Annotated in this window: 20 protein-coding genes; 12 read left to right on the top strand and 8 right to left on the bottom strand. The window is 63.6% G+C overall.

Features of this window, described 5'->3' with window-relative positions:
• The 4 genes from AC1D10_RS12660 to AC1D10_RS12645 all read right to left on the bottom strand — a co-directional run bounded on the left by AC1D10_RS12660 (window position 1) and on the right by AC1D10_RS12645 (window position 4,372).
• Window positions 1–1,260, bottom strand: coding sequence for a glycerate kinase type-2 family protein (locus AC1D10_RS12660; protein WP_477272138.1), 1,260 nt, complete (start codon window positions 1,258–1,260; stop codon window positions 1–3).
• Window positions 1,257–1,760 carry a heme-degrading domain-containing protein gene (locus tag AC1D10_RS12655; RefSeq protein WP_477272136.1) on the bottom strand — a complete coding sequence of 168 codons (504 nt, stop codon included), beginning with the start codon at window positions 1,758–1,760 and terminating at the stop codon, window positions 1,257–1,259. The genes AC1D10_RS12660 and AC1D10_RS12655 overlap by 4 nt, the downstream gene beginning before the upstream one ends.
• 78 nt (window positions 1,761–1,838) lie before the next feature.
• The gene (gene guaD, locus AC1D10_RS12650; protein ID WP_477272134.1) at window positions 1,839–3,152 is read right to left on the bottom strand and encodes a guanine deaminase; all 1,314 of its coding nucleotides are present in this window, start codon (window positions 3,150–3,152) and stop codon (window positions 1,839–1,841) included.
• Window positions 3,153–3,154: 2 nt separating this feature from the next.
• The gene (locus AC1D10_RS12645) at window positions 3,155–4,372 is read right to left on the bottom strand and encodes a urate hydroxylase PuuD (protein WP_477272132.1); all 1,218 of its coding nucleotides are present in this window, start codon (window positions 4,370–4,372) and stop codon (window positions 3,155–3,157) included.
• Window positions 4,373–4,510: 138 nt separating this feature from the next.
• Between AC1D10_RS12645 and AC1D10_RS12640 the strand changes: the two genes are divergently transcribed.
• The 3 genes from AC1D10_RS12640 to AC1D10_RS12630 all read left to right on the top strand — a co-directional run bounded on the left by AC1D10_RS12640 (window position 4,511) and on the right by AC1D10_RS12630 (window position 7,832).
• Window positions 4,511–5,431 (top strand): LysR family transcriptional regulator, encoded by a 921-nt coding sequence (locus AC1D10_RS12640; RefSeq protein WP_477272130.1) that lies wholly within the window; start codon window positions 4,511–4,513, stop codon window positions 5,429–5,431.
• Between the two features lie 122 nt (window positions 5,432–5,553).
• Entirely contained in the window at window positions 5,554–6,573 is a 1,020-nt protein-coding gene (locus tag AC1D10_RS12635) for an LLM class flavin-dependent oxidoreductase (protein ID WP_477272128.1), read from the top strand.
• Window positions 6,570–7,832 carry an LLM class flavin-dependent oxidoreductase gene (locus AC1D10_RS12630; protein WP_477272126.1) on the top strand — a complete coding sequence of 421 codons (1,263 nt, stop codon included), beginning with the start codon at window positions 6,570–6,572 and terminating at the stop codon, window positions 7,830–7,832. Before AC1D10_RS12635 ends, AC1D10_RS12630 begins: the two co-directional genes overlap by 4 nt.
• 14 nt (window positions 7,833–7,846) lie before the next feature.
• Here AC1D10_RS12630 and xdhC read toward each other — a convergent pair whose 3' ends face one another.
• From xdhC to uraH, 4 genes are all read right to left on the bottom strand, one after another.
• A complete protein-coding gene (xdhC, locus tag AC1D10_RS12625) occupies window positions 7,847–8,755 on the bottom strand; it encodes a xanthine dehydrogenase accessory protein XdhC (RefSeq protein ID WP_477272124.1) in 909 nt (302 codons plus the stop codon).
• 62 nt (window positions 8,756–8,817) lie between these two features.
• On the bottom strand, window positions 8,818–11,181 hold the full coding sequence (gene xdhB / locus AC1D10_RS12620) for a xanthine dehydrogenase molybdopterin binding subunit (RefSeq protein ID WP_477272122.1): 2,364 nt from the start codon (window positions 11,179–11,181) through the stop codon (window positions 8,818–8,820).
• Window positions 11,181–12,662, bottom strand: coding sequence for a xanthine dehydrogenase small subunit (gene xdhA / locus AC1D10_RS12615; protein ID WP_477272120.1), 1,482 nt, complete (start codon window positions 12,660–12,662; stop codon window positions 11,181–11,183). Before xdhA ends, xdhB begins: the two co-directional genes overlap by 1 nt.
• A gap of 3 nt (window positions 12,663–12,665) precedes the next feature.
• A complete protein-coding gene (uraH, locus tag AC1D10_RS12610) occupies window positions 12,666–13,040 on the bottom strand; it encodes a hydroxyisourate hydrolase (RefSeq protein WP_477272118.1) in 375 nt (124 codons plus the stop codon).
• Between the two features lie 183 nt (window positions 13,041–13,223).
• On the opposite strand from uraH, the gene puuE reads away from it, so the two are divergent.
• The 9 genes from puuE to AC1D10_RS12565 all read left to right on the top strand — a co-directional run.
• On the top strand, window positions 13,224–14,642 hold the full coding sequence (puuE, locus tag AC1D10_RS12605) for an allantoinase PuuE (RefSeq protein ID WP_477272116.1): 1,419 nt from the start codon (window positions 13,224–13,226) through the stop codon (window positions 14,640–14,642).
• Between the two features lie 10 nt (window positions 14,643–14,652).
• A complete protein-coding gene (locus AC1D10_RS12600; RefSeq protein ID WP_477272114.1) occupies window positions 14,653–15,516 on the top strand; it encodes a bifunctional allantoicase/(S)-ureidoglycine aminohydrolase in 864 nt (287 codons plus the stop codon).
• Window positions 15,513–16,016: an ureidoglycolate lyase gene (locus tag AC1D10_RS12595; RefSeq protein ID WP_477272112.1), complete on the top strand. Its 504-nt coding sequence runs from the start codon at window positions 15,513–15,515 to the stop codon at window positions 16,014–16,016. The genes AC1D10_RS12600 and AC1D10_RS12595 overlap by 4 nt, the downstream gene beginning before the upstream one ends.
• Window positions 16,016–16,609 carry a nucleoside deaminase gene (locus AC1D10_RS12590; RefSeq protein ID WP_477272110.1) on the top strand — a complete coding sequence of 198 codons (594 nt, stop codon included), beginning with the start codon at window positions 16,016–16,018 and terminating at the stop codon, window positions 16,607–16,609. Before AC1D10_RS12595 ends, AC1D10_RS12590 begins: the two co-directional genes overlap by 1 nt.
• 82 nt (window positions 16,610–16,691) lie before the next feature.
• Window positions 16,692–18,677: a CocE/NonD family hydrolase gene (locus AC1D10_RS12585; RefSeq protein ID WP_477272108.1), complete on the top strand. Its 1,986-nt coding sequence runs from the start codon at window positions 16,692–16,694 to the stop codon at window positions 18,675–18,677.
• A 154-nt stretch (window positions 18,678–18,831) separates the two neighbouring features.
• Window positions 18,832–20,418 (top strand): ABC transporter substrate-binding protein, encoded by a 1,587-nt coding sequence (locus tag AC1D10_RS12580; RefSeq protein WP_477272106.1) that lies wholly within the window; start codon window positions 18,832–18,834, stop codon window positions 20,416–20,418.
• 16 nt (window positions 20,419–20,434) lie between these two features.
• The gene (locus AC1D10_RS12575; RefSeq protein WP_477272104.1) at window positions 20,435–21,394 is read left to right on the top strand and encodes an ABC transporter permease; all 960 of its coding nucleotides are present in this window, start codon (window positions 20,435–20,437) and stop codon (window positions 21,392–21,394) included.
• Window positions 21,395–21,403: 9 nt separating this feature from the next.
• Window positions 21,404–22,228, top strand: a complete 825-nt coding sequence (locus tag AC1D10_RS12570; RefSeq protein WP_477272102.1) for an ABC transporter permease — start codon at window positions 21,404–21,406, stop codon at window positions 22,226–22,228.
• Window positions 22,228–22,796 (top strand): ATP-binding cassette domain-containing protein (locus tag AC1D10_RS12565; protein ID WP_477272100.1); only part of this gene is annotated, 569 nt, incomplete at its 3' end. The genes AC1D10_RS12570 and AC1D10_RS12565, both read left to right, overlap by 1 nt.

Below are 22,796 nucleotides of genomic sequence, written 5' to 3'. Positions count from 1 at the left end.
TTACCTGATGAGGATGGCTCGTAGGTCGTTGACATTCGTGCCCGTAGGGCCGGGTAGGAACAGATCGCCAACGGCGTTGAAGGCCGTCCAGGCATTGTTGCCGGCCAGCATTGCCTTGGCGTCCACACCCGCTGCACGCATGCGTGACACGGTCGAGCTGTCGGCAAAGGCGCCGGCATTGTCTTCCGAACCGTCGATGCCGTCCGTGTCGGCGGCCAGCGCGTGGATGCCATCGACGCCATTGATGCCGATGGCGAAGGCAAGCAGGAATTCCGAGTTGCGGCCGCCCTTGCCCTTGGCGCGCAGCGTCACGGTTGTCTCACCCCCGGACAGGACCAGCACCGGCTTTGGAAATGGCCGGTTGCGCGTCGCCACTTCGCGGGCGATTGCCGCATGGACGCCGCCAACCTCGCGCGCCTCACCCTCGATGGCGTCGGAGAGGATGACCGCTTCGACGCCTTGCCGCTTGGCTTCCGCCGCCGCCGCTTCGAGCGACACGCCGGCGGAGGCGATCAGGTGCACCTCGTTGCGCGAAAAGCGTTCATCGCCGGGACTTGGTGCATCGGCGGCCGGCGCGTTGATATGCGCCATCACCGCAGCCGGCAGTTTCATGCCGTAGGCTGATATCGACGCCAGTGCGTCCTCGCGGCTGCCGGTGTCGGGGACGGTCGGACCGGAGGCGACCAGCGCCGGATTGTCGCCGGGAATGTCGGAAACGACCAGCGACACCACCTTGGCCGGCCAGGCGGCGGCCGCCAACCGGCCACCCTTGATGGTGGAGATATGCTTGCGGATAGTGTTCATCGCCGCGATCGGGGCACCGGACGCGAGCAGCGCCTCGTTGACGGCAATCTCGTCAGCCAGCGTCAGGCTGCCGGCGGGCGACGGCAACAGCGCCGAACCGCCACCGGAAATCAGCGCCACGACCAGATCGTCCGCCGTCAGACCCTGGACCTTGGCCAGCAACCGTCGCGAAGCTTCCAGCCCGGCGGCGTCCGGAACCGGATGTGCCGCCTCGATGATTTCGATGCGCTCACATTGCGCACCATAACCGTAGCGGGTGACGACCAGCCCTTCGATCGGGCCGTCCCAGACCTTCTCGAAGGCCGCCGCCATCTGCGCAGAGCCTTTTCCGGCGCCGATGACGATGGTGCGGCCGCCGGGCTTCGCCGGCAAATGATCCCGGATGGTTCGCTCGGGATCGGCGGCGGCGACGGCGGCGCCGAAAATGGCGGTGAGGAAGGCCTTGGGATCGCTCATTTTTCTTCCGGGGGCAGTACCAGCCCGCGCTTGTCGATGCCCAAATGATCGCACAGCGCCTCTACGACGACGCCATGATCCTCGCGCTCCGGCAGGCCGGAGACGGCGATCACACCGATGACACCGGCACCCTTGACGGTGACTGGAAAACCACCACCGGCCAGCACATAGTCAGCGATATCCAGCCCTTCGCCGATCTTGAAGGTGCGATCGGGGCGCTGCTGCTCCAGCACGCTGCGATAGCTGCTTTTCAGGAACCGCTTGACGACATTGATCTTGCGCCGCGCCCAGTCGGGATTGGAAGCGTTCGAGCCGGGCATCGCGGCATAGAACAGCGGCCGGTCGAAGGTTCTGATGTCTACGATAACAGGCAGGTTCTCGGTCAGCGCGCGATCACGGATGGCCGAACCGATCTTGAAGGCGACGGCCTCATCGAAGGCGGGGAAGACAAGAACTTCTTCCTGTCTCTTGATCAGAGCGATGTCGTCAGCAACGGCCATGTCGTTCCCCTGTCAACTTCGCCGCACGCTTTGACCGATGGCTGCCGCCGGGTCAAGCAAAGAACACATCGAAGCGTTCTACGTCGCCAGGTCGGTCTTGGCCGCCCGCCCGGCGACATAGACCTCACGCACGGCGCGGTCGTCGCCCAAGGTCTGCAGGAGAAACAGCTCCTGCGCCAGCGTCTCGACCGTCTCCATCCTGAGCCGCATCGCCGGCGTCGCCCTGGCGTCAAGCACGACGATGTCGGCATCGGTGCCTTCGTCCAGCGTGCCGATCTTTTGCGCCACCGACAGTGCTTCGGCATTGCCGCGCGTTATCTGCCAGAAGGACTGGAAGGGATTGAGCTTCTCGCCGTTCAGCGCGATTACCTTGTAGCCTTCGTCCATGGTGCGCAGCATCGAATAGTTGGTGCCGCCGCCGACATCGGTGGCAGCGGCGATACGGATCGGCTTTTCGCGGCGGCGGAAGCGTTGATAGTCGAACAGGCCAGAGCCGAGGAACAGGTTCGAGGTCGGGCAGAACACCGCCACCGAGCCCGTTGCCGAGAGCGCGTCCGCCTCGCGCTCCGACAGATGGATGCAATGGCCGAACAGGCTCTTGTTCCCCAGCAGCCCGTAATGCTCGTAGACGTCGGTGTAGTCACGCGACCACGGATAGAGTTCCTGGGTGAACGCGATCTCGGCGTGGTTTTCCGACAGATGCGTCTGCATATGCAGGTCGGGATGTTCACGGCAGAGCGCGCCAGCCATCTCCATCTGCTGCGGCGACGAGGTGATGGCGAAGCGCGGTGTGATCGCATAGTGCTGGCGCCCCTTGCCGTGCCATTCCCTGATCAGCGCCTCGCTGTCCTCATAGCCGGATTGCGGCGTGTCGAGCACGCCGTCGGGCGCATTGCGGTCCATCATCACCTTGCCGGCGATGTTGAGCATGTTGCGGTCATGCGACTCGGCAAAGAAGGCTTCAGCCGACGCCTTGTGCACCGAGCAGTATGCTGCCACCGTCGTTGTACCATGGCGCACCATCTCGTCGAGGAACAGCCGCGCGATGCGGCGGCCATGCTGCGCATTGGCGAACTTCGTCTCTTCCGGAAAGGTGTAGGTGTTGAGCCAGTCGAGCAGTTCGGCGCCATAGGAAGCGATGACCTGCATCTGCGGGAAATGCACATGCGCGTCGATGAAGCCCGGCAGCAGCAGATGCGGCCGGTGGTCGACCTTCCTTGCGCCCTCACCGGCCTGTTTCTCGACTTGCGCATAGGCGCCGGCGGCGACGATACGACCGTCGCGGATCAGCAGGCCGCCATCCTCCTCGTAGCGCCAGGCGGAATGGTCATCGATGGTCTCGGGCCAGCGCACGAAGGACAGCGTGCGGCCGCGCAGAAGTGTCGAGGTCATGCTTATTTCCCCGCGCCTTCGAACCAGGCCACCAGCAGCGCCCGTTCCTTGTCGGTGATCTGGGAGACGTTGGCGGGCGGCATGGCGTGGCTGCGTCCGGCCTGAAGATAGATCTCACGGGCGTGGTTGGCGATGTCGGCGTCGGTGTCGAGCATCACGCCCTTGGGCGCATGATAGATGCCCTCATAGACCGGCTCCGCCGCATGGCACATCGAGCAGCGGCCGAGCACCGTGTCTCGCACGGCCGGGAAGTGCGCGGAGGCGACATAGACCTGCGCCGCGGCGGACTCTTTGGGTTCGCCGGTCAGCACCTTCGGCGCGGTCGACAGCCAGATGATGATGATGAACAGCACAAGGGCTCCCAGCCAGGTCCAGGTCGGGTTGCCCTTGCGCGCATGGACGCTGTTGAAATAGTGCCGGATCAGCACGCCGATGATGAACACCAGCGAGGCAATGACCCAGTTGAACTGCGTGCCGAACGCTAAGGGATAGTGGTTCGACAGCATCAGGAACAACACCGGCAGCGTCAGGTAGTTGTTGTGCAGCGAGCGCTGCTTGGCGATCTTGCCGTATTTCGGATCGGGCTTGCGGCCGGCGATGAGGTCGGCGACGACGATCTTCTGGTTGGGGATGATGACCATGAAGACATTGGCCGACATGATCGTCGCGGTGATGGCGCCGAGATGCAGGAAGGCGGCACGCCCGGTGAACAGATGGGTGAGCCCCCAGGCGATGAACACCAGCACGCAGTAGAGCACCAGCATCAGGCCGGTGTCGCTTTTTCCTAGCGGCGAGCGGCACAACAGATCGTAGACCACCCAGCCGACGCCGATTGTCGCCAGTGACAGCAGGATGCCGACCGGTACCGACATTGGCAGCACGTTGGGATCGATCAGGAACAGATCCGCCCCGGCATAATAGACGACGCACAGCATGGCGAAGCCGGACAGCCAGGTGGCGTAGGATTCCCATTTGAACCAGGTCAGGTGCTCGGGCATCTCGGCAGGCGCCACCAGATATTTCTGGATGTGGTAGAAGCCGCCGCCATGCACCTGCCATTCTTCGCCAAAGGCGCCGACGGGCATGCCCGGCCGCTGGCGCAGGCCGAGATCGAGCGCGACGAAATAGAAAGACGAGCCGATCCAGGCGATGCCGGTGATGACATGCAGCCAGCGCACCGCAAAGCTCAGCCAGTCCCAGAAAATCGCGAAATCCATCATTGAAGTCGTCCCTGCCGATGACGCGACTTTACGGTGTCGCGCGCAAACGGAAAGAGGCGAGGTGTGCGATGACTTTCAAAAAAAAATGGAAAATACTAGAGTCGTTGCGCGCAGCTGGATGAAAGCCACGAAATCCGCATGGCCTATCTCGACAACATCGCCGTCTTCGTTCGCGTGGTCGAACTCGGCAATCTGTCGGCGGCAGGGCGTGACATGCGAATCTCGCCGGCGGTCGCCTCCAACCGCATCAAGGAACTGGAGAAGCACCTTGGCGTGCGGCTGTTCAACCGCACCACACGTCAATTGATGCCGACCGAGCATGGCACGGTTTTCTATTCGGGAGCCAAGCAGGTGCTGGAGGCGATCACCGAAGCGGAAGCCGCCGTCTCGGCGCTTTCCGGTCAGCCGCGCGGCACCATAAAGGTGACGGCACCGCTCGGCCTCGGCCGCAGGCTGGTGGCGTCGGGCATTCCTGACTTCCACGACAGATACCCTGACATCGAGGTGCGGCTGAGGCTGTCCGACCACAATGTCGACATCATGAAGGAGGGCATCGATGTCGCGTTCCGGCTTGGCATCATCGAGGATTCCAGCCTCAGGATGCGCGGCATCATGGAATGCGAACGCGTGCTGGTGGCGGCGCCGAAATATCTGGAAGCGCGCGGCGAACCGACGGAGCCGCAGGAACTGATCGGCAAGAAGCACGACTGCCTGATGCTGCGTTATTCCGGCGCGCGCGAATATGTGTGGACGCTGCAGACCCCCACCGGCCCGCAGAAATTCGAGGTGCACGGACCCTACGACACCGACGATGGCGATGTGCTGACCGGCTGGGCGCTGTCCGGCCGCGGCATCATCAACAAGCCGCGCTTCGAGGTCGAACCTTTCATCCGCGACCAGCGGCTGAAGGTTATCCTGAGCAGCACGCCACCAACGCCGGTGCAATTCGCCGCCGTCTATCCACACAAGAAGCTGCAGGACCCCAAGGTGCGGCTGTTGCTCGATTTCATGGCCGAGCGTTGTCAGCGGCTGATCAACGACCTGCTTGCTGGCAAATAGGGGTTGGCCGGAAAGTGATGGCTGGCCGGCAAGTGACCAGTAGTTGGCCCAGCGCCAGCGGTTGCCATCGCTGGATGTGGCGAACATAGTTCCGATGGCATTTCGTCTTGCAGGGACCATCGATGGACAACGGCGCCACAATGCATCTTGCCGTTTCGCCGTTTCCGGTAACCACCGATCCATCGTCCGGGGGCGAGCCGGACTTCAGCCTTCTGGCGCGGTTTGTGCAAAAGGCCGAAGCGGCCGGGCTGGATATGGTGATTTTCGCCGATTCCGCGCCGGCGTCCGGCAGCGATGCTGCAAACAGGCAGACGCCCTTCGAAGCGACGACGTTGCTGGCCGCACTGGCGACGGTGACGGGCAGGATCGGGTTGGTCGCCGCTGCCTCGACGGTCGCGCACCAGCCTTACAATCTGGCGCGCCGTTTCGCGTCGCTCGACATCATCAGCCATGGCCGCACCGGCTGGAATGTGACCATGGCGCAGGATCCGCGCGAAGCGGCCAATTTCAGTCGTCCCGAGGGCTTTTCGCCCGACGACTTTCGCCGCCGTACCGAGGAATACATTGGCATCGTCCAAGGCTTGTGGCAGGGCTGGGATGCCGACGCGCTCAAGTTCGACAAGGGCAGCGGCCGCTTCCACGATCCCGAAAAGATGCATTTGCTCGACCACAAGGGCGCGTTCTTTTCCGTGCGCGGACCGCTGAACGTCGCGCGGTCGCCGCAGGACAGACCGGTGCTGGTCCTGTCCGGCCTGTTGGTATCAGACATGGATCGCGCCGCCCGCACCGCCGATGTCGTCCTGCTGGACGACGGGCTGATCGACAGTGCGAAAGCACGCTATGACGATCTGAAGCGCCGCGTCACAGCCTGCGGGCGCGACCCCGATGCCGTGAAGGCGTTGATGAATGTCTCGCCGATCATGGATGGTGAGCCGGCTGTCACCGCCGAGAAACTTGACGAACAGTTCCGGGCGAAAAGCTGCGACGGGTTCAACATGCTGATGCCGGCGCAACTTTCGGCACTCGACGATTTCGTCGATCTGGTTTTGCCGGAGCTTCGGCGGCGTGGCCTGTTTCGAGAGAGCTATCACGGGGCAACCCTGCGCTCGCACCTCGGCCTGACGGCGGGAGGCGACCAATGACTGCTCCCCGCCAGATGAAGCTCGGCGCCTTCCTGTGGGCGACTGGCCACCATATCGCCGCCTGGCGCCACCCCAAGGCGCATGCGACAGCAGGCATCGACATCGACCATTACATCCAGCTGGCGCGCACGGCGGAAGCAGCGAAGTTCGACATGGTCTTCTGCGAGGACGCCGCCGGCCTGCGGGAAGCCAATGTCGGCATCGCCAGCCAGACGTCACGCTCGATCGGCTTCGAGCCGATCAGCCTGCTTTCGGCTCTGGCCGCCCAGACCAGCCGCATCGGTCTCGTTTCCACGGCCTCGACAAGCTACAACGAGCCCTACGGGCTGGCGCGGACCTTCCTGGCGCTCGACCATCTGAGCGGCGGCCGGGCCGGCTGGAACCTGGTGACGTCAGCCAGTCCCATTGAAGCCGCCAATTTCGGCTCGACCGGCTTGCGTCCACATGCCGATCGCTATGAACGGGCGCGTGAATTCGCCGAGGTGGTCGCCGGGCTTTGGCGCGGCACGCTCGACGGAGCTTCCGGTTATGACGGCCAGAGCTTTTCGGTTCGGGATCCGCTCGACCTGCCGCGTTCGCCGCAGGGCGCACCGGTGCTGGTTCAGGCCGGCGCCTCGGATGTCGGCCGCGACCTAGCCGCCCGCACCGCCGACGTGGTGTTCACCGCAGCACAGACTTTCGAGGAGGCGAAGGCGTTTTATGACGATCTGAAGGGGCGTCTGGCGGCCTATGGGCGCGCGCCGGACGACATCAAGATCATGCCCGGCGTCGCACCGGTGGTGGCGGAAACCGAGGCCCGAGCCCAGGCAAAATACGAGGAGTTGCAGGAACTCATCCCCGACGATGTTGGCGTAGCACTGCTGTCCAGCTATCTCAGCATTTCCGATCTGTCGCGCTATCCGATCGACGGACCGCTGCCGCAGCTGCCGCCAAGCGAAGGCATGCAGAGCCGGCAAGCGCTGGTCATCGAGCAGTCACGTCGCGACAACCTGTCCATCCGCCAGCTGGCGCGGCATTTCGCGGGTGCGCGTGGCCATTGGCGCATCGTTGGAACGGCGACCCAGATCGCCGACGAGCTGCAGGCGCGGTTCGAAGGCGGCGCAGCCGACGGCTTCAACGTCATGCCCTCCTTCTTCCCCGGGGAACTCGACGCCTTTGCCAAGCTGGTCGTACCGGAACTGCAGCGGCGCGGCCTGTTTCGCAAGGACTACGAAGGCCGCACGCTGCGCGACCACCTGGGCTTGAAACGGCCGGCATAAGCCGCGACACAAGCTTAGCCGGCTATGACCTTGGGGCGCGAGGCCCGATCGGCGGCTGATTTTGCGACGTGGACAACCAGCGCCGTCATGATTTCGGCCGCCGCCAGCGCCGCGATGACGGGCGGGCGCTTGTCCTTGACGGCATCGCCGCCGATCGGCGAGACGAGGCGGGCGAATTCGACTTCGCTGCCGTCCGCCGATTTCAAGAACCAGTTCTTGAACGTCGCTTTCTTGGTCTTCGAGCCGATCATGCCGACATAGGCGGTGTCGTCGCGCTTCAGCGCTTCGGCGACGATCAGGAAATCCAGCGCATGGTCATGGGTGAGGATAGCGAAAGCGCTGCCGGCCGGAGCATCGCGCACCATCGCTTCCGGCATCGGCGTCAGCCGCGTCTCGACGGTTTCCGGCATGCCATCCAGAGCCTCGGCCCGCGTCTCGATGACGACGGCATGCACAGGAAGAAGGGCCACCGCGGAGGCCAGCGCCTGGCCGACATGGCCGCCGCCGAAGATGTAGACATAGGGAAGGTGCGCCTCTTCGGCTTCCGCGGCTGCGACCAGCTCCTGCGCCAACGCCGCATCGACGAGCCGGATCAACACTTCGACGCGGCCGCCGCAGCATTGGCCGATCTCGGGGCCGAGGGGCACGTCGAGGGTCGCGCAGACCTCGTCGACCTCGATGCGGGCTTGCTTGTCCCGACGGCCTTGGCCGGCCGGTGAAGACCCCAGCATCTGCCGTGCCTTGTCGATGGCCATATACTCGAGCTGGCCGCCGCCGATCGTGCCAAAGATTGCCGCTTGCGAGACGAGCATGAAGGCGCCTTTCTCGCGTGGCGTCGAGCCTTTGGTGCCGGCCACTTCGACCAGGGCAACCCGGCCGGCAGCGCTGAGAAGGGCTTTCAGGCTTTGCACTTTCGAGTTCATCGCTCTCGTTCCCGATTGGGAAATATAGGCTTTTTCGGCTTGAATTGCACGTTTTGCCGGATTCAGGCGCTGGCCTTGACCTCGTTCTTCAGCCGCTCGATCGCCATCAGCACCCGTTCCGGCGTTGCCGGAGCATCGAGGCGCGGACAGATCCTGTGGTCGGCGACGCTGGCCACCGCATCCGACAGCGCATGCAGAACCGCCATGCCGTGAGGCAAGGGCGGCTCGCCAACCGCCTTGGAACGATGGATGGTCGGCTCATAGGCTTGCGACCAGTCGGTCAGCGCCACGTTGAAAATCTTCGGACGATCCGACGCGAGCGGGATCTTGTAGGTTGACGGCGCGTGCGTACGCAGCCGGCCCTTGTCATCCCACCACAGTTCCTCCGTTGTCAGCCAGCCCATGCCCTGGATGAAGCCGCCTTCGACCTGGCCGATGTCGATCGCCCGGTTCAGCGAGCGGCCGCAATCGTGCAGGATATCGGCGCGCTCGACGACATATTCGCCGGTCAGTGTGTCGACCGACACTTCGGCGCAGGCCGCGCCATAGGCGAAGTAGTAGAAGGCGTGGCCCTGGCCCTTGCTGCGGTCCCAGTGGATTTTCGGCGTCTTGTAGAAGCCGGCAGCCGAGAGCTGCACGCGTGCAACATACGCCTGCTTGACCAGATCGTTGAAGCTGACTTCCTGGTTGCCGACGCGCACCCGGTTGGGCAGGAACACCACCTGGTCGAGCGGGACCTGATATTTCTCTGCGGCGAAGTCGGTCAGCCGCTGGCGGATCTGCCGGGCGGCGTTCTGGGCCGCCATGCCATTGAGGTCGGCGCCAGAAGACGCCGCCGTCGGCGCCGTGTTCGGCACCTTGGCCGTGGTGGTGGCAGTGATCTTCACCCGGTCGAGATCGATCTGGAATTCTTCCGCCACGACCTGCGCCACCTTGAGGTGCAGGCCCTGCCCCATTTCGGTGCCGCCATGGTTCATGTGCACGGAGCCGTCGGCATAGACATGCACCAGCGCGCCGGCCTGGTTGGACTCGGTCTTGGTGAAGGAGATGCCGAACTTGACCGGCGTCAGCGCCAGGCCGCGCTTGATGAAGCGGCTGTTGGCATTGAAGGCCGATATTTCGCGGCGGCGCCGTGCATAGCCGGCACTTTCCTCCAAGTCCGCGACGATGCGGTGGATGATGTTGTCCTCGACCTTCTGGTGATAGGGCGTGACATTGCGGCTGCCGATCGCCTCCATCGGGTCGTAGAAATTCAGCTTGCGAATTTCGAGCGGATCCTTGCCGACAGCGAAGGCGACCTCGTCGATGACGCGCTCGGCACCGACCATGCCTTGTGGACCGCCGAAGCCGCGGAAGGCGGTGTTGGAAACGGTGTTGGTGTAGAGCGGCGCCGATTTGGCCAGCACGTTCGGATAGAAATAGGCGTTGTCGCAGTGGAACAGGGCGCGATCGCCAACCGGGCCCGACAGGTCGGCGGAGAAGCCGCAGCGCAAGGCGAAGGTGAAGTCGACGCCGAGGATGTTGCCCTCGTCATCGAAGCCGACTTCATAATCGATGGCGAAATCGTGCCGCTTGCCGGTGGCGGTCATGTCCTCGTCGCGGTCGAGCCGGATCTTGACCGCGCGCTTGTGCTTCTTGGCAGCGATCGCGGCGATCGCGGCGCATTGATTGGCCTGCGTTTCCTTGCCGCCGAAGCCACCGCCCATGCGACGGACTTCCACCGTCACGGCATGGCTTGGCACGCCAAGCGCATGGGCGACAAGATGCTGCGTCTCGCTCGGCCCCTGGGTCGAGCAATAGACGATCACCTCATCGTCCTCACCGGGGATGGCCAGCGAAACCTGGCCTTCGAGATAGAAGTGGTCCTGGCCGCCAAGCCACATGCGGTTCTTGATGCGGCGTGGCGCGGCTTGAATAGCAGCGGCGGCATCGCCACGCCTGAGAGTCAGCGGCGTGGTAACCTGCCTGTCCTTCACCGGATCGAGGTCCCAGATATCGATGACCGCTGGAAGCTCGTCATAGTCGATCTTTGCCAGTCGCGCGGCGCGGCGTGCCTCGTCACGGGTCTCGGCAATCACCGCAAAGATCGGCTGACCGAAGAACTGCACCTTGTCCTGGGCGAGGACCGGATCGTCATGCATGTTGCTCGGCGATACGTCGTTCTCGCCTGGCACGTCGGCATAGGTCAGCACATCGACGACACCCGGTGCGGCCCGCACCGCCGAAAGGTCGACGTTTTTCAGAATGCCATGCGCCACCTTGGACAGGCCAAGGCCGACATGCAGCGTGCCGGCCGGTTCCGGCATGTCATCGATATAGACCGCAGTGCCGTCGACATGCTTGTGGGCGGAATCGTGGCGTTGGTCGGTGGCGACGCCGCCGGCGATCTTTTCAGCCCTGGGGTTGGGGGTGGCGTGCTTGTTCATCATGCCGCCTCATGCCTTGAAACCTGGATCGGCTCCCTGGTGCCGCTGGTCTCGGCGAAGAAGCGCAGCAACAGATTGCGCGCCGCCAGCGCCCGATACTCGGCCGAGGCCCGCATGTCGGTGAGCGGGGTGAAATCCTTGGCATATTCAGCCATCGCTGCCTCGACCGTCTGTTCGGTCCACGGCTTGCCACGCAGCGCCTTTTCGACAGCCGACGCCCGCTTTGGCGTCGCCGCCATGCCACCGTAGGCGATGCGCACATCCGCGACCGTGCCATCCTTGGCCAGTGTCAGGAAGAAGGCACCGAGTGCCGCCGTGATGTCCTCGTCGCGGCGCTTGGTGATCTTGTGGACGGCGAATTTCGTGCCCTTGGCGGGGATGGGAACGTGCACCGCCTCGACGAATTCACCGGGCAGCCGGTCCTGCTTGCCATAGGCAATGAAGAAAGTTTCCAGCGGGATCGTCCGCCGCTTCTTGCCCTTGCGCAGCGTCAGCCGCGCGCCGAGCGCAATCAAGGGTGGCGGCGTATCGCCGATCGGCGAACCATTGGCGATGTTGCCGCCGATGGTGCCCATGTTGCGCACCTGTTCGCCACCGATACGATCGAACAGCGGCCCCAGTGCCGGGATACGTTTGGCGAGCGTCGAGAACGCCTCGGTGTAGGTGACGCCGGCGCCGATGGTGATGACGCCCTTGTCTTCGGCGATGGTGCCAAGCCCGTCGAGATCGCCGATGAAGATCACCGGTGAGATATCGCGCATGTGCTTGGTCACCCACAGGCCGACATCGGTCGAGCCGGCAACGATGGTAGCGCCAGGTTCCTTGTCCAGCAGGGCGGCGAAATCGTCGACATCAGCCGGCACGATCAGCCGCTTCTCGGCCGAGCCGATCTCGACCCGTGCGCCGTCATGCATCGCCTCCAGCCTCGCGGTGATCGCCTTGCGCTCCACCGCCAGCGGGTCCTTCGCCACCTTGCCGTAGCTGGAGATGGCACGGGCCGCGCGCATGATCGCCTCGTAGCCGGTGCAGCGGCAGAGATTGCCTTGCAGAGCCTTTTCGATGGCTGCGTTCGATGGGTCTGATGATTTCATCCACAGGCCATAGAGCGACATAACGAAGCCCGGCGTGCAGAAGCCGCATTGCGAGCCGTGGAAATCGACCATCGCCTGCTGCACCGGGTGCAACTGGCCGGGAAGGCCGCGCAAATGCTCGACGGTCACGACATGGGTGCCGTCCAGCGAGCCGAGGAAGCGGATGCAGGCGTTGACACTTTCGTAGACCAGCCCACCGGCCGAGAGCTTGCCGACCAGCACGGTGCAGGCGCCGCAATCGCCCTCGGCGCAGCCTTCCTTGGTGCCGCGCAGCGAACGGTCGAGCCGCAGCCAGTCGAGCAAGGTGGCGTCTGATGCCACCGATGAAAGCACGACATCCCTGCCATTGAGAATGAAACGGATCTCGTTGCGGATGCTGACCTTGGCCATGCTTCAGCTCCCCCTGTAGGTCGAATAGCCATAGGGCGAGACGAGCAGCGGCACATGATAGTGCACCGCTTCGGCCATGCCGAAACGGATTGGTATCAGGTCGAGAAAGGCCGGTTTCGCGAGGCTCAACCCCTGCTGGCGCAAATAGTCGCCGGCGGCGAAGACCAGTTCGTATTCGCCGGCGCGAAACTCGGCACCGGCAAGCAGCGGTGCGTCGCAACGGCCATCGGCATTGGTCACCACGGTCTTCAGATGTGTCCGCCCATCGCCGTCGAGGTGATAGAGCGCAATCGACAATCCCGCCGCCGGCTTGCCGGTCGCCGTGTCGAGGACGTGGGTCGTCAGACGCCCGCCATCGGCTTTCGACGTTTCTGCCACTGGCCGCCTCCCATTCCGGTACAGTCGAACGTTACTGATGAATTGTGCGCCAATTAAAGGCGATGCATAAGTCCCGGTCGAGCGGAGTGCGACAAAAACACTTTCAAAAATTTTCGGGGGAATGCGCAAGCAGCCCTTTCGATATCCTGATCATACTGCGGGCGATGTCCGGCGGGAGGAACGATGCGTTACATCAGAGACATGCGCGGCTATGGAGCCAACCCGCCAGATCCGAAATGGCCAGGCGGTGCGCATGTCGCCGTGCAGTTCGTCGTCAACTATGAAGAGGGCGGCGAGAACTGCGTCCTTCACGGCGACAAAGCGTCGGAAGCCTTCCTGTCGGAAATCGTCGGCGCGGCACCGTGGGTGGGCCAGCGCCATTGGAACATGGAATCGATCTACGAATACGGTGCCCGCGCCGGCTTCTGGCGGCTGCATCGCCTGTTCACCGAGGCCGAGGTGCCGGTGACCTGCTACGGCGTCGCCTCAGCACTTGCGCGCTCGCCCGACCAGGTCACGGCGATGCAGGAAGCCGGTTGGGAGATCGCCTCGCACGGGTTGAAATGGATCGACTACCGCGACCACAGCGCCGAGGACGAGCGCCGTGATCTCGAAGCGGCGATCCGCCTGCATTACGAGGTGACCGGCCAGCGCCCGACCGGCTGGTACACGGGCCGCACATCGGTCAACACCGTGCGGCTCGTGGCCGAAGAAGGCGGCTTCGACTATGTGTCGGATACCTATGACGACGAACTGCCCTACTGGTTCGAGCACGCGGATGGGGCGCAGCTCATCATCCCCTACACGCTCGACGCCAACGACATGCGTTTCGCCACGCCGCAAGGGTTCAATTCGGGCGACCAATTCTTTGCCTATCTGAAGGACAGTTTCGACACGCTCTATGCCGAGGGCAAGGCTGGCCGGCCGCGGATGATGAATATCGGCCTCCACTGCCGCCTCGTCGGACGGCCGGGCCGCGTGGCGGCGTTGAAACGCTTCGTCGACTATGTCAAATCGCATGACAAGGTCTGGCTGGCGCGGCGCATCGAGATCGCCCGCCACTGGCAAGAGAACCATCCCTATCGGCCGGCGGCACTGCGCCCGTCGAAGATGGAATTCGAGACGTTCGTCCACACCTTCGGCGGCGTGTTCGAGCATTCGCCGTGGATCGCCGAACGTGCCTACGAGCTGGAACTGGGTGCGGCGCACGACACGTCAGGCGGCCTGCACAACGCGCTCTGCCGCATCTTTCGTTCCGCCAGCGAGACCGAGCGGCTTTCGGTGCTCAATGCCCATCCCGATCTTGCGGGCAAACTGGCCAAGGCTAGGCGGCTGACGGCCGAATCGACCAGGGAACAGGCCTCGGCCGGTCTCGACGCACTAACCGACAAGGAACGCGAACTGTTTTCCAAGCTCAACGCCGCCTACGTCACCACCTTCGGCTTTCCATTCATCATCGCGGTGAAGGGCAAGACCAAGGAGGAGATCCTGGCGGAATTCGAGGCGCGCATCGGCAACGGCCGCGGCGTTGAATTCGAGACCGCCTGCAAACAGGTCGAGCGCATCGCGCTGCTCCGCCTCAAGGACATGCTCCCGCAATAGGCTTGAACCCATGGATACGATCCGGATGCCCGACCGAACCTACTACGCGCCGCATGGCGGCCATCCCGGCCAGAGCGAACTTCTGACCGGCCGCGCCGTCTTCACCGAGGCCTATGCCGTCATCCCCAGGGGGGTGATGCAGGACATCGTCACCAGCGCCCTGCCGTTCTGGGCCAAGACCCGCGTCTGGATACTGTCGCGGCCGCTGTCCGGTTTTGCCGAGACGTTCTCGCAATACATCGTCGAGGTTGCGCCCGGTGGCGGCAGCGAGCGGCCGGAGCCCGACGCCGGCGCCGAGGGCGCCCTGTTCGTGGTCGAGGGCGAATTGACGGTTCTGCTTGCCGGCAGGAAACATGTGTTGCGGCCGGGCGGCTTCGCCTTCCTGCCGCCGGCCAGCGGCTGGACGGTTAGCAACGAAGGCAAGGCCGCTGTCCGCTTCCACTGGATCCGCAAGGCATACGAGGCGATCGACGGTCTCGACGCGCCGGAAGCCTTTTTCACCAATGAACAGGACATCGCGCCGACGCCGATGCCCGGCACCGAGGGCCGATGGGCGACGACACGCTTCGTCGATCCGGCCGATTTGCGCCACGACATGCACATGACCATCGTGACGCTGGAACCCGGCGCGGTCATTCCCTTCGCCGAGACCCATGTCATGGAGCACGGGCTCTATGTGCTGGAAGGCAAAGCGGTCTACCGCCTCAACCAGGACTGGGTCGAGGTCGAGGCCGGCGACTATATGTGGCTGCGCGCCTTCTGCCCGCAGGCCTGCTATGCCGGTGGCCCGGGCAAATTCCGCTATCTGCTTTACAAGGACGTCAACCGCCACGCCAAGCTCGGCGGCGCCGGCATTGCAAGGCGGGCGCCGTGACCCGCATCGTCGCGCGGCCGCTCACGCGCGAGAGCTTTGCCGAATTCGGCGACGTCATCGACATGGGCGGCGACAATCACTACCCGATCAATGGCGGCAAGGCCGAGCGCTACCACGACCTCGCCACGGCGCAAGCGACTGGGCCGAACGCCCGCGTGCTGATCTCGATGGTGCGCGGCACGCCTTATGAATTGCCGCTGAAGCTGACCATGGTCGAGCGCCACCCCTTCGGCAGCCAGGCCTTCATCCCGCTGTCGCCACGGCCATTCCTGGTCGTCGTCTGTCATGATGGCGATGAGGGGCCAGGCGAGCCGCATGCCTTCATCACCGCGCCCGGACAGGGCATCAACTATTCCCGCAATCTGTGGCACGGCGTGCTGACGCCGCTCGGCGAGGCTCAGGATTTCCTGATCGTCGACCGTGGCGGCGACGGCTCCAACCTCGAAGAGTTCCATTTCTCGCACGCCTACGAGATCCATCTTCCCGACGAGAGCCTGTAATGACCGACATTTCCCTGATCGACCGGCTGCTCGATGTCATCGAGCAGGACATCGTGCCGAAGACGGCAGAAGGCGTTACCCACGGCAACAAGCTGTTCGGCGCGGCGATCCTGCGCAAGGACGACCGTTCGCTGGTGTTGGCCGAGACCAACAACGAGATGGAAAACCCGCTCTGGCATGGCGAGGTGCACTGCCTGAAGCGCTTCTACGAAATGCCCAAGGCTGAACGCGTCGATACGAAAGACGCCATCTTCATCGCCACGCACGAACCCTGTTCGCTCTGCCTGTCAGCGATCACCTGGACCGGCTTCGACAATTTCTACTATCTGTTCAGCCATGAAGATTCGCGCGACAGCTTCGCCATCCCGCATGATCTGAAGATCCTGAAGGAGGTCTTCACCCTCGATCCCGGCGGCTACAATGCCGAGAACGCCTACTGGAAGAGCTTTTCGATCCGCAGGCTGGTGCGGTCGCTCCCCGAAGCCGAGCGTCAGCGCCTGGAAACGCGGATCGGCAAGATCTCGACACGCTATGACGACCTGTCCGACGCCTACCAGGCGAGCAAGGCCGAAAACGACATTCCGCTGAATTGACGCGGATTGACCAGCCGAATTCGTTGTCTGGCCCACGACGCGACCCCACCGGCTCCATCATCTGGCGATCCTGGAGTCCCGCATGAAAACCGTCACTGAATTTCCCCGCAAGGTCATCGAATTTCCGGACATGGGGATCGTCATGCACGACGGCTGCCGGCTGTCGGCGCGGGTGTGGATGCCGGAAGATGCCGGCGACGACCCGGTGGCGGCGATCCTCGAGCACCTGCCCTATCGCAAGCGCGACGGCACCATCTTTCGCGATCAGCTGACCCATCCCTATTTCGCCGGCCACGGCTATGCGTCGATCCGCGTCGACATGCGCGGCAATGGCGATTCCGAAGGCTTGATGGACGACGAATATTCCGAGCAGGAATTGCAGGACGCCTGCGATGTCATCGCCTGGGCGGCATCGCAGCCCTGGTGCAACGGCAATGTCGGCATGATGGGCATTTCCTGGGGCGGCTTCAACTGCCTGCAGGTGGCGGCCAAGCAGCCGCCAGCGCTGAAGGCTGTGATCAGCCTGTGTTCGACCGTCGACCGCTACGCCGACGACATCCACTACAAGGGCGGCTGCCTGCTGATCGAGAATTTCGGCTGGGCCTCGACCATGCTGTCCTATTCGTCAAGGCCGCCGGATCCGCTGCTGGCCGGCGACAACCGGTGGCGCGATCTGTGGCTGACCCGGCTGGAAAACCAGCCTTTCCTGGCGCCGCTGTGGCTCAGCCATCAACATCGCGACGCCTATTGGAAACGCGGCTCGATCTGCGAGGATTATTCCGCCATCCAGGCCGCGGTGCTGTCGATCGGCGGTTGGCATGACGGCTACCGCAACACGATCTCGCACCTCGTCACCAACATCCCGTCTCCGGTGAAGGGCATCGTTGGGCCGTGGATCCACAAATACCCGCATTACGCCGCTCCCAAACCCGCCATCGGCTTTCTGCAGGAGGCGTTGCGCTGGTGGGACCGCTGGCTGAAGGGCATCGATACCGGCGTCGAGACCGACCCGGCCTACCGTGCCTATGTCATGGACAGTGTCCGCCCCGCCCGCTGGCATCCCGAGCGGCCCGGCCGCTGGGTCGCGGAGCAGGAATGGCCGTCGTCTACCGTCAAGACGCAATCGATCGAGCTTGTCGCCGACAGCAGCAAGCCCGCCATCGTCGCCTCGCCGCAAAGCTGCGGCCTCGCCGGCGGTGAGTATTTCCCGTTCACCTTCGGCCCCGAACTGCCCGGCGACCAGCGTCCCGACGACGCCTTGTCGGTGTGTTTCGACCAGCCGGAACTCCGTGAGGCGATCGACATCGTCGGCGCGCCCGAAGTTGAGGTACGGCTTTCCTGCGACCGTCCGCAGGCCAACATCGCGATCCGGCTTTGCGACGTGCATCCAGACGGTGCGTCTGAGCTGATCTCCTACGGCGTGCTCAATCTGACGCATCGCAAGTCACATGAGTTCCCCGAGGCGCTGGTGCCGGGCGAAACCGTGTCTGTGCGCGTGGTGCTCGATCAATGTGCCTATCGCGTGCCGGCCGGTCACCATCTGCGCATCGCCGTGTCAAACGCCTATTGGCCGATGATCTGGCCGTCGCCGGAACCGGTCCGACTCGCTCTGTCGGCCGCCACGCTCGCCCTGCCGCTGCGCCCGCTGGCAACAGGCGACGAAGTGACGTTCTCCGAGCCTGAAGCCGCCACGCCCTGGGCGACCGAAACGATCCGCGCCGCCAATTCCGAGCGTCATGTCAACCGCGACGAGAAGACGGGAATTGTGACGCTTTCCATAACGGATGATTTCGGCGAGCTGCGCGATCTCGAGCACGGCCTGGCCCATGGCAGCATCGCCCGCGAGACCTGGACGATCCATCCCGACCATCCCTTGTCAGCCTCGGGGAAAACGCACTGGACGCAGACCCTGTCGCGAAATGGATGGTCGGTGCGCACCGAAACAACAGCCGAGATGCGATCGGACGCGCAAAACTTCATCGTCAGTGCCCGAATCGAGGCCTATGAGGGCGAAACTCTCGTTTTCGAGCGCAACTTCGAGGAGAAGGTGCCGCGCGCGCTCCTTTGAGCACGGATTCCGTTGGTCCAAATGCGACGTACGATTTACGCCACGGCATGTCGCATTCGGTCTTGCTTACCGCTTTCCCTTGCGGTCATTATTCTTCTCACAAGAAACAAGAAAAACGACCGCAGAGTCGAACCAACAGAGTGAGGAACTCAACATGTCAAACGAACTCGAATTCCTTAGCCGGCGGGTCGCATCCGGCAAACTGAGCCGTCGCGATTTTCTCGGCCGGGCGGCAGCGCTCGGCGTCACCGCGCCCTTCGCCAACTCGTTGCTTTCGAGTGCAGCGCGCGCGGCAGGCCCGATCAAGGGCGGCACGCTGAAGGCCGGTCTGGTCGGCGGCGAATCCACCAACAGCCTCGACCCGGCGCTGATGATGACGCAGGTGCCCTTCGCCTTCGGCAAGTGCTGGGGCGAAATGATCGTCGAGCTGTCGCCGGAAGGCAAGCTCGAGAACCGCATTGCCGAGGAGATCGGCTCTTCGGACGACGCCAAGGTGTGGACGCTGAAGATCCGCGACGGCGTCGAATTCCACAACGGCAAGACCGTGACCGCCGAAGACGTGGCCGCGACGCTCGAGCGCCATTCGGACGAGAAGTCCAAGTCCGGCGCGCTGGGCTACATGAAGGGCATCGAGACCATCAAGGCCAGCGGCAAGGAAGTCGTGCTGACGCTGAAGGAAGCCAATGCCGACCTGCCCTACCTGCTCAGCGACTATCACCTGATCGTCCAGCCCAACGGCGGCAAGGACAAGCCCGATGCCGGCATCTCGGCCGGACCCTACGTGGTCAAGACCAACGAGCCAGGCGTGCGCCACGGCGGCGAGCGCTTCGCCAACTACTGGCAAGGCGACAAGATGGGCCATGCCGACCAGGTCGAAGTCATCGTCATCAACGACGCCACGGCACGCACGGCGGCCCTGCAGGGCGGCCAGGTCAACATGATCAACCGCGTCGAGCCGAAGATCGTCGACCTGATCAAGCGCCTGCCGGGCGTCACCATCCGCAACCACGCGGGCCCTGGCCACTACGTCTTCATCATGCATTGCAACACGGCACCGTTCGACAACGCCGACCTGCGCATGGCACTGAAGCTGGCGATCGACCGCGAGGAAATGCTGGACAAGATTCTGCGCGGCTATGGCTCGCTCGGCAACGACTTCCCGATCAATTCGTCCTATCCACTGTTCACCGAGATCGAGCAGCGCAAGTACGACCCCGACAAGGCCAAGTTCCACTTCAAGAAATCTGGTCACGACGGCTCGGTGCTGCTGCGCACTTCGGATGTCGCCTTCCCCGGCGCCGTCGATGCATCTCAGCTGTTCCAGCAGAGCGCGGCCAAGGCCGGCATCACGCTGGAGATCAAGCGCGAGCCGGGCGACGGCTACTGGAACGAGGTCTGGAACAAGCAGCCCTTCTGCGCCTCCTACTGGGGCGGCCGCTCGACGCAGGACCAGATGTATTCGACAGCCTATCTGTCGACGGCGGACTGGAACGACACGCGCTTCATCCGTCCGGACTTCGACAAGATGGTGCTGGCGGCGCGCGCCGAACTCGATGAGGCCAAGCGCAAGCAGATGTACCACGACATGGCCGTCATGGTGCGCGACGACGGTGGCCTGATCCTGCCGATGTTCAACCAGTTCATCGACGCGACCGGCGCCAAGGTCGATGGCTGGGTCGATGATCCGCATCAGGAATTGATGAACGGCTACGCCCTGGCGAAGTGCTGGCTGCAGGCCTGAGCCCGGCTTTGCGGATATGTCTTCACCCATCCTGAAGCTAATTGCCCAGCGCGTTGCGCTGGGCCTTCTCCTGTTGCTGGCCGTTTCGGTCCTGATCTTCGCCGGCACACAGATTCTGCCCGGCGACGTTGCCCAAGCCATCCTCGGACAATCGGCGACACCGGAGTCGCTCGCCAATCTGCGCGAGCAGCTCGGTCTCAACGATCCCGCCTATGTCAGGTATTTCCACTGGCTCGGCGGCGTCCTGACCGGCGATCTCGGCACAGCCATGTCGAGCGGCCAGGATATCGCGACGTCGATCAAGGGCCGGCTGTGGAACACGCTGTTCCTTGCCTTCTGGGCGGCGATCGTCGCTGTGCCGCTGGCGATTATCCTCGGCCTGATCGCGGTGCGCTACCGCAATGGCTGGGTCGACAAGCTGATCTCCGGAGTGGCGCTGGCCTCGACCTCGTTTCCTGAATTCTTCATCGGCTATGTGCTTGTCTATTTCTTCGCCGTGAAGTGGCAGATCTTCCCCGGTATCTCGACCGTCTATGACGGCATGCCGTTTGGCGAGCGCATGCAGGCGATCGCCTTGCCGGCGACGGCGCTGACGCTGGTGGTGCTGGCCCACATGATGCGCATGACGCGCGCGGCGATCCTCAACGTCATGCAGTCGGCCTATGTCGAGACGGCGGAACTGAAAGGCCTGTCGGCCTTCAACGTCATCCGCAAGCATGCCTTCCCCAACGCGATCGCGCCGATCATCAACGTCGTCATGCTCAATCTCGCCTATCTCATCGTCGGCGTCGTCGTGGTCGAGGTGATCTTCGTCTACCCAGGCATGGGACAGTATCTTGTAGACCACGTCACCAAGCGCGACGTGCCGGTGGTGCAGGCGGTCGGCCTGATCTTCGCTGCCGTCTATATCAGCCTGAACATCATTGCGGACGTCGCGGCGATCGTCGCCAATCCGCGTCTCAGACATCCGAAATAGGGGGCGGATATGCTCGATATCAAACGCATCCCCATCCCCGCGCTGATCGGCATCGTGCTGACGACACTGTTCGTGCTGGCGGCGATCTTCGCGCCGTTGATCGCGCCGCACGGCAATGGCGAAATCGTCGGCGACGTCTGGGAGCCGATGTCGGCGACCCATTGGCTGGGCACCGACAATCTCGGCCGCGATCTCTTGTCGCGCATGATCTACGGGGCGCGCATCACGCTTTTCATCGCGGTGCTGGCTACCGCGTTGTCGTTCTCGCTCGGCGCCATCCTCGGCTTCTCGGCAGCGGTGTTCGGCGGCTGGTTCGATACGCTGTTGTCGCGTCTTGTCGACTTGTTGATGTCCATCCCGACGCTGATCATGGCCCTCGTCGTGCTCTCCGTGCTGCCGACCAACCTGGTGATCCTGATCCTGGTGATGGGCATTCTGGACTCGACCCGGGTTTATCGTCTGTCACGGGCTGTGGCCGTAGACATCAACGTCATGGACTATGTCGAGGCGGCGAAGCTGCGTGGCGAAGGCAGCGCCTGGATCATTTTCCGCGAGATCCTGCCCAATGCGCTATCGCCGCTGGTTTCGGAACTCGGCCTGCGCTTCATCTATGCCGTGCTGTTCCTGTCGACCCTGTCCTTCCTCGGCCTTGGCGTGCAACCGCCGGATGCCGACTGGGGTGGCATGGTCAAGGAGAACAAGGACGGCATCGTCTTCGGCATTGCGGCAGCCCTGATCCCTGCGGCGGCAATCGCCTTGCTGGCGATTTCCGTCAACCTGGTTGCCGACTGGGTACTCAACCGGACGACAAGCCTGAAGGGAGGACGCGGGTGATGGCTGACAGCAAAGCGAAACCTGGCCTGCTGCTCGACATCCGCAATCTACGCATCGAGGCCACTGTCTTTCCGCCTGGCGAACCGCCGAAGAACATCGTGCTGGTACACGATGTCTCGCTGACACTGGAGAAGGGCAAGGTGCTTGGCCTGATCGGCGAATCCGGTGCCGGCAAGTCGACCATCGGCCTGTCGTCGATGGGCTATGGCCGTGGTGGTGTGCGCATCACCGGCGGCGAGGTGATCCTGAACGGCCGCGACATCCTCAAGGGCGGCAAGGAGGGCTTCCGCAAGCTGCGCGGCCGCGAGGTCTGCTATGTCGCGCAGTCGGCGGCTGCCGCCTTCAACCCGGCGCACAAGCTTATGGACCAGGTGGTGGAAGCCACGCTGCTGCACGGTACGGCGACGCGTGCCGAGGCCGAGAAGCGCGCCGTTGCGCTGTTCAAGAAGCTCAGCCTGCCGAACCCCGAAACCATCGGCGAACGCTTTCCGCACCAGGTCTCGGGCGGCCAGTTGCAGCGCGTGATGACGGCGATGGCACTTTGCTCCGAGCCGGATCTGATCGTCTT

The sequence above is a fragment of the Mesorhizobium sp. P2_A8 genome (assembly GCF_056404935.1).
This window is presented reverse-complemented; position numbering and strand designations above follow the sequence as displayed.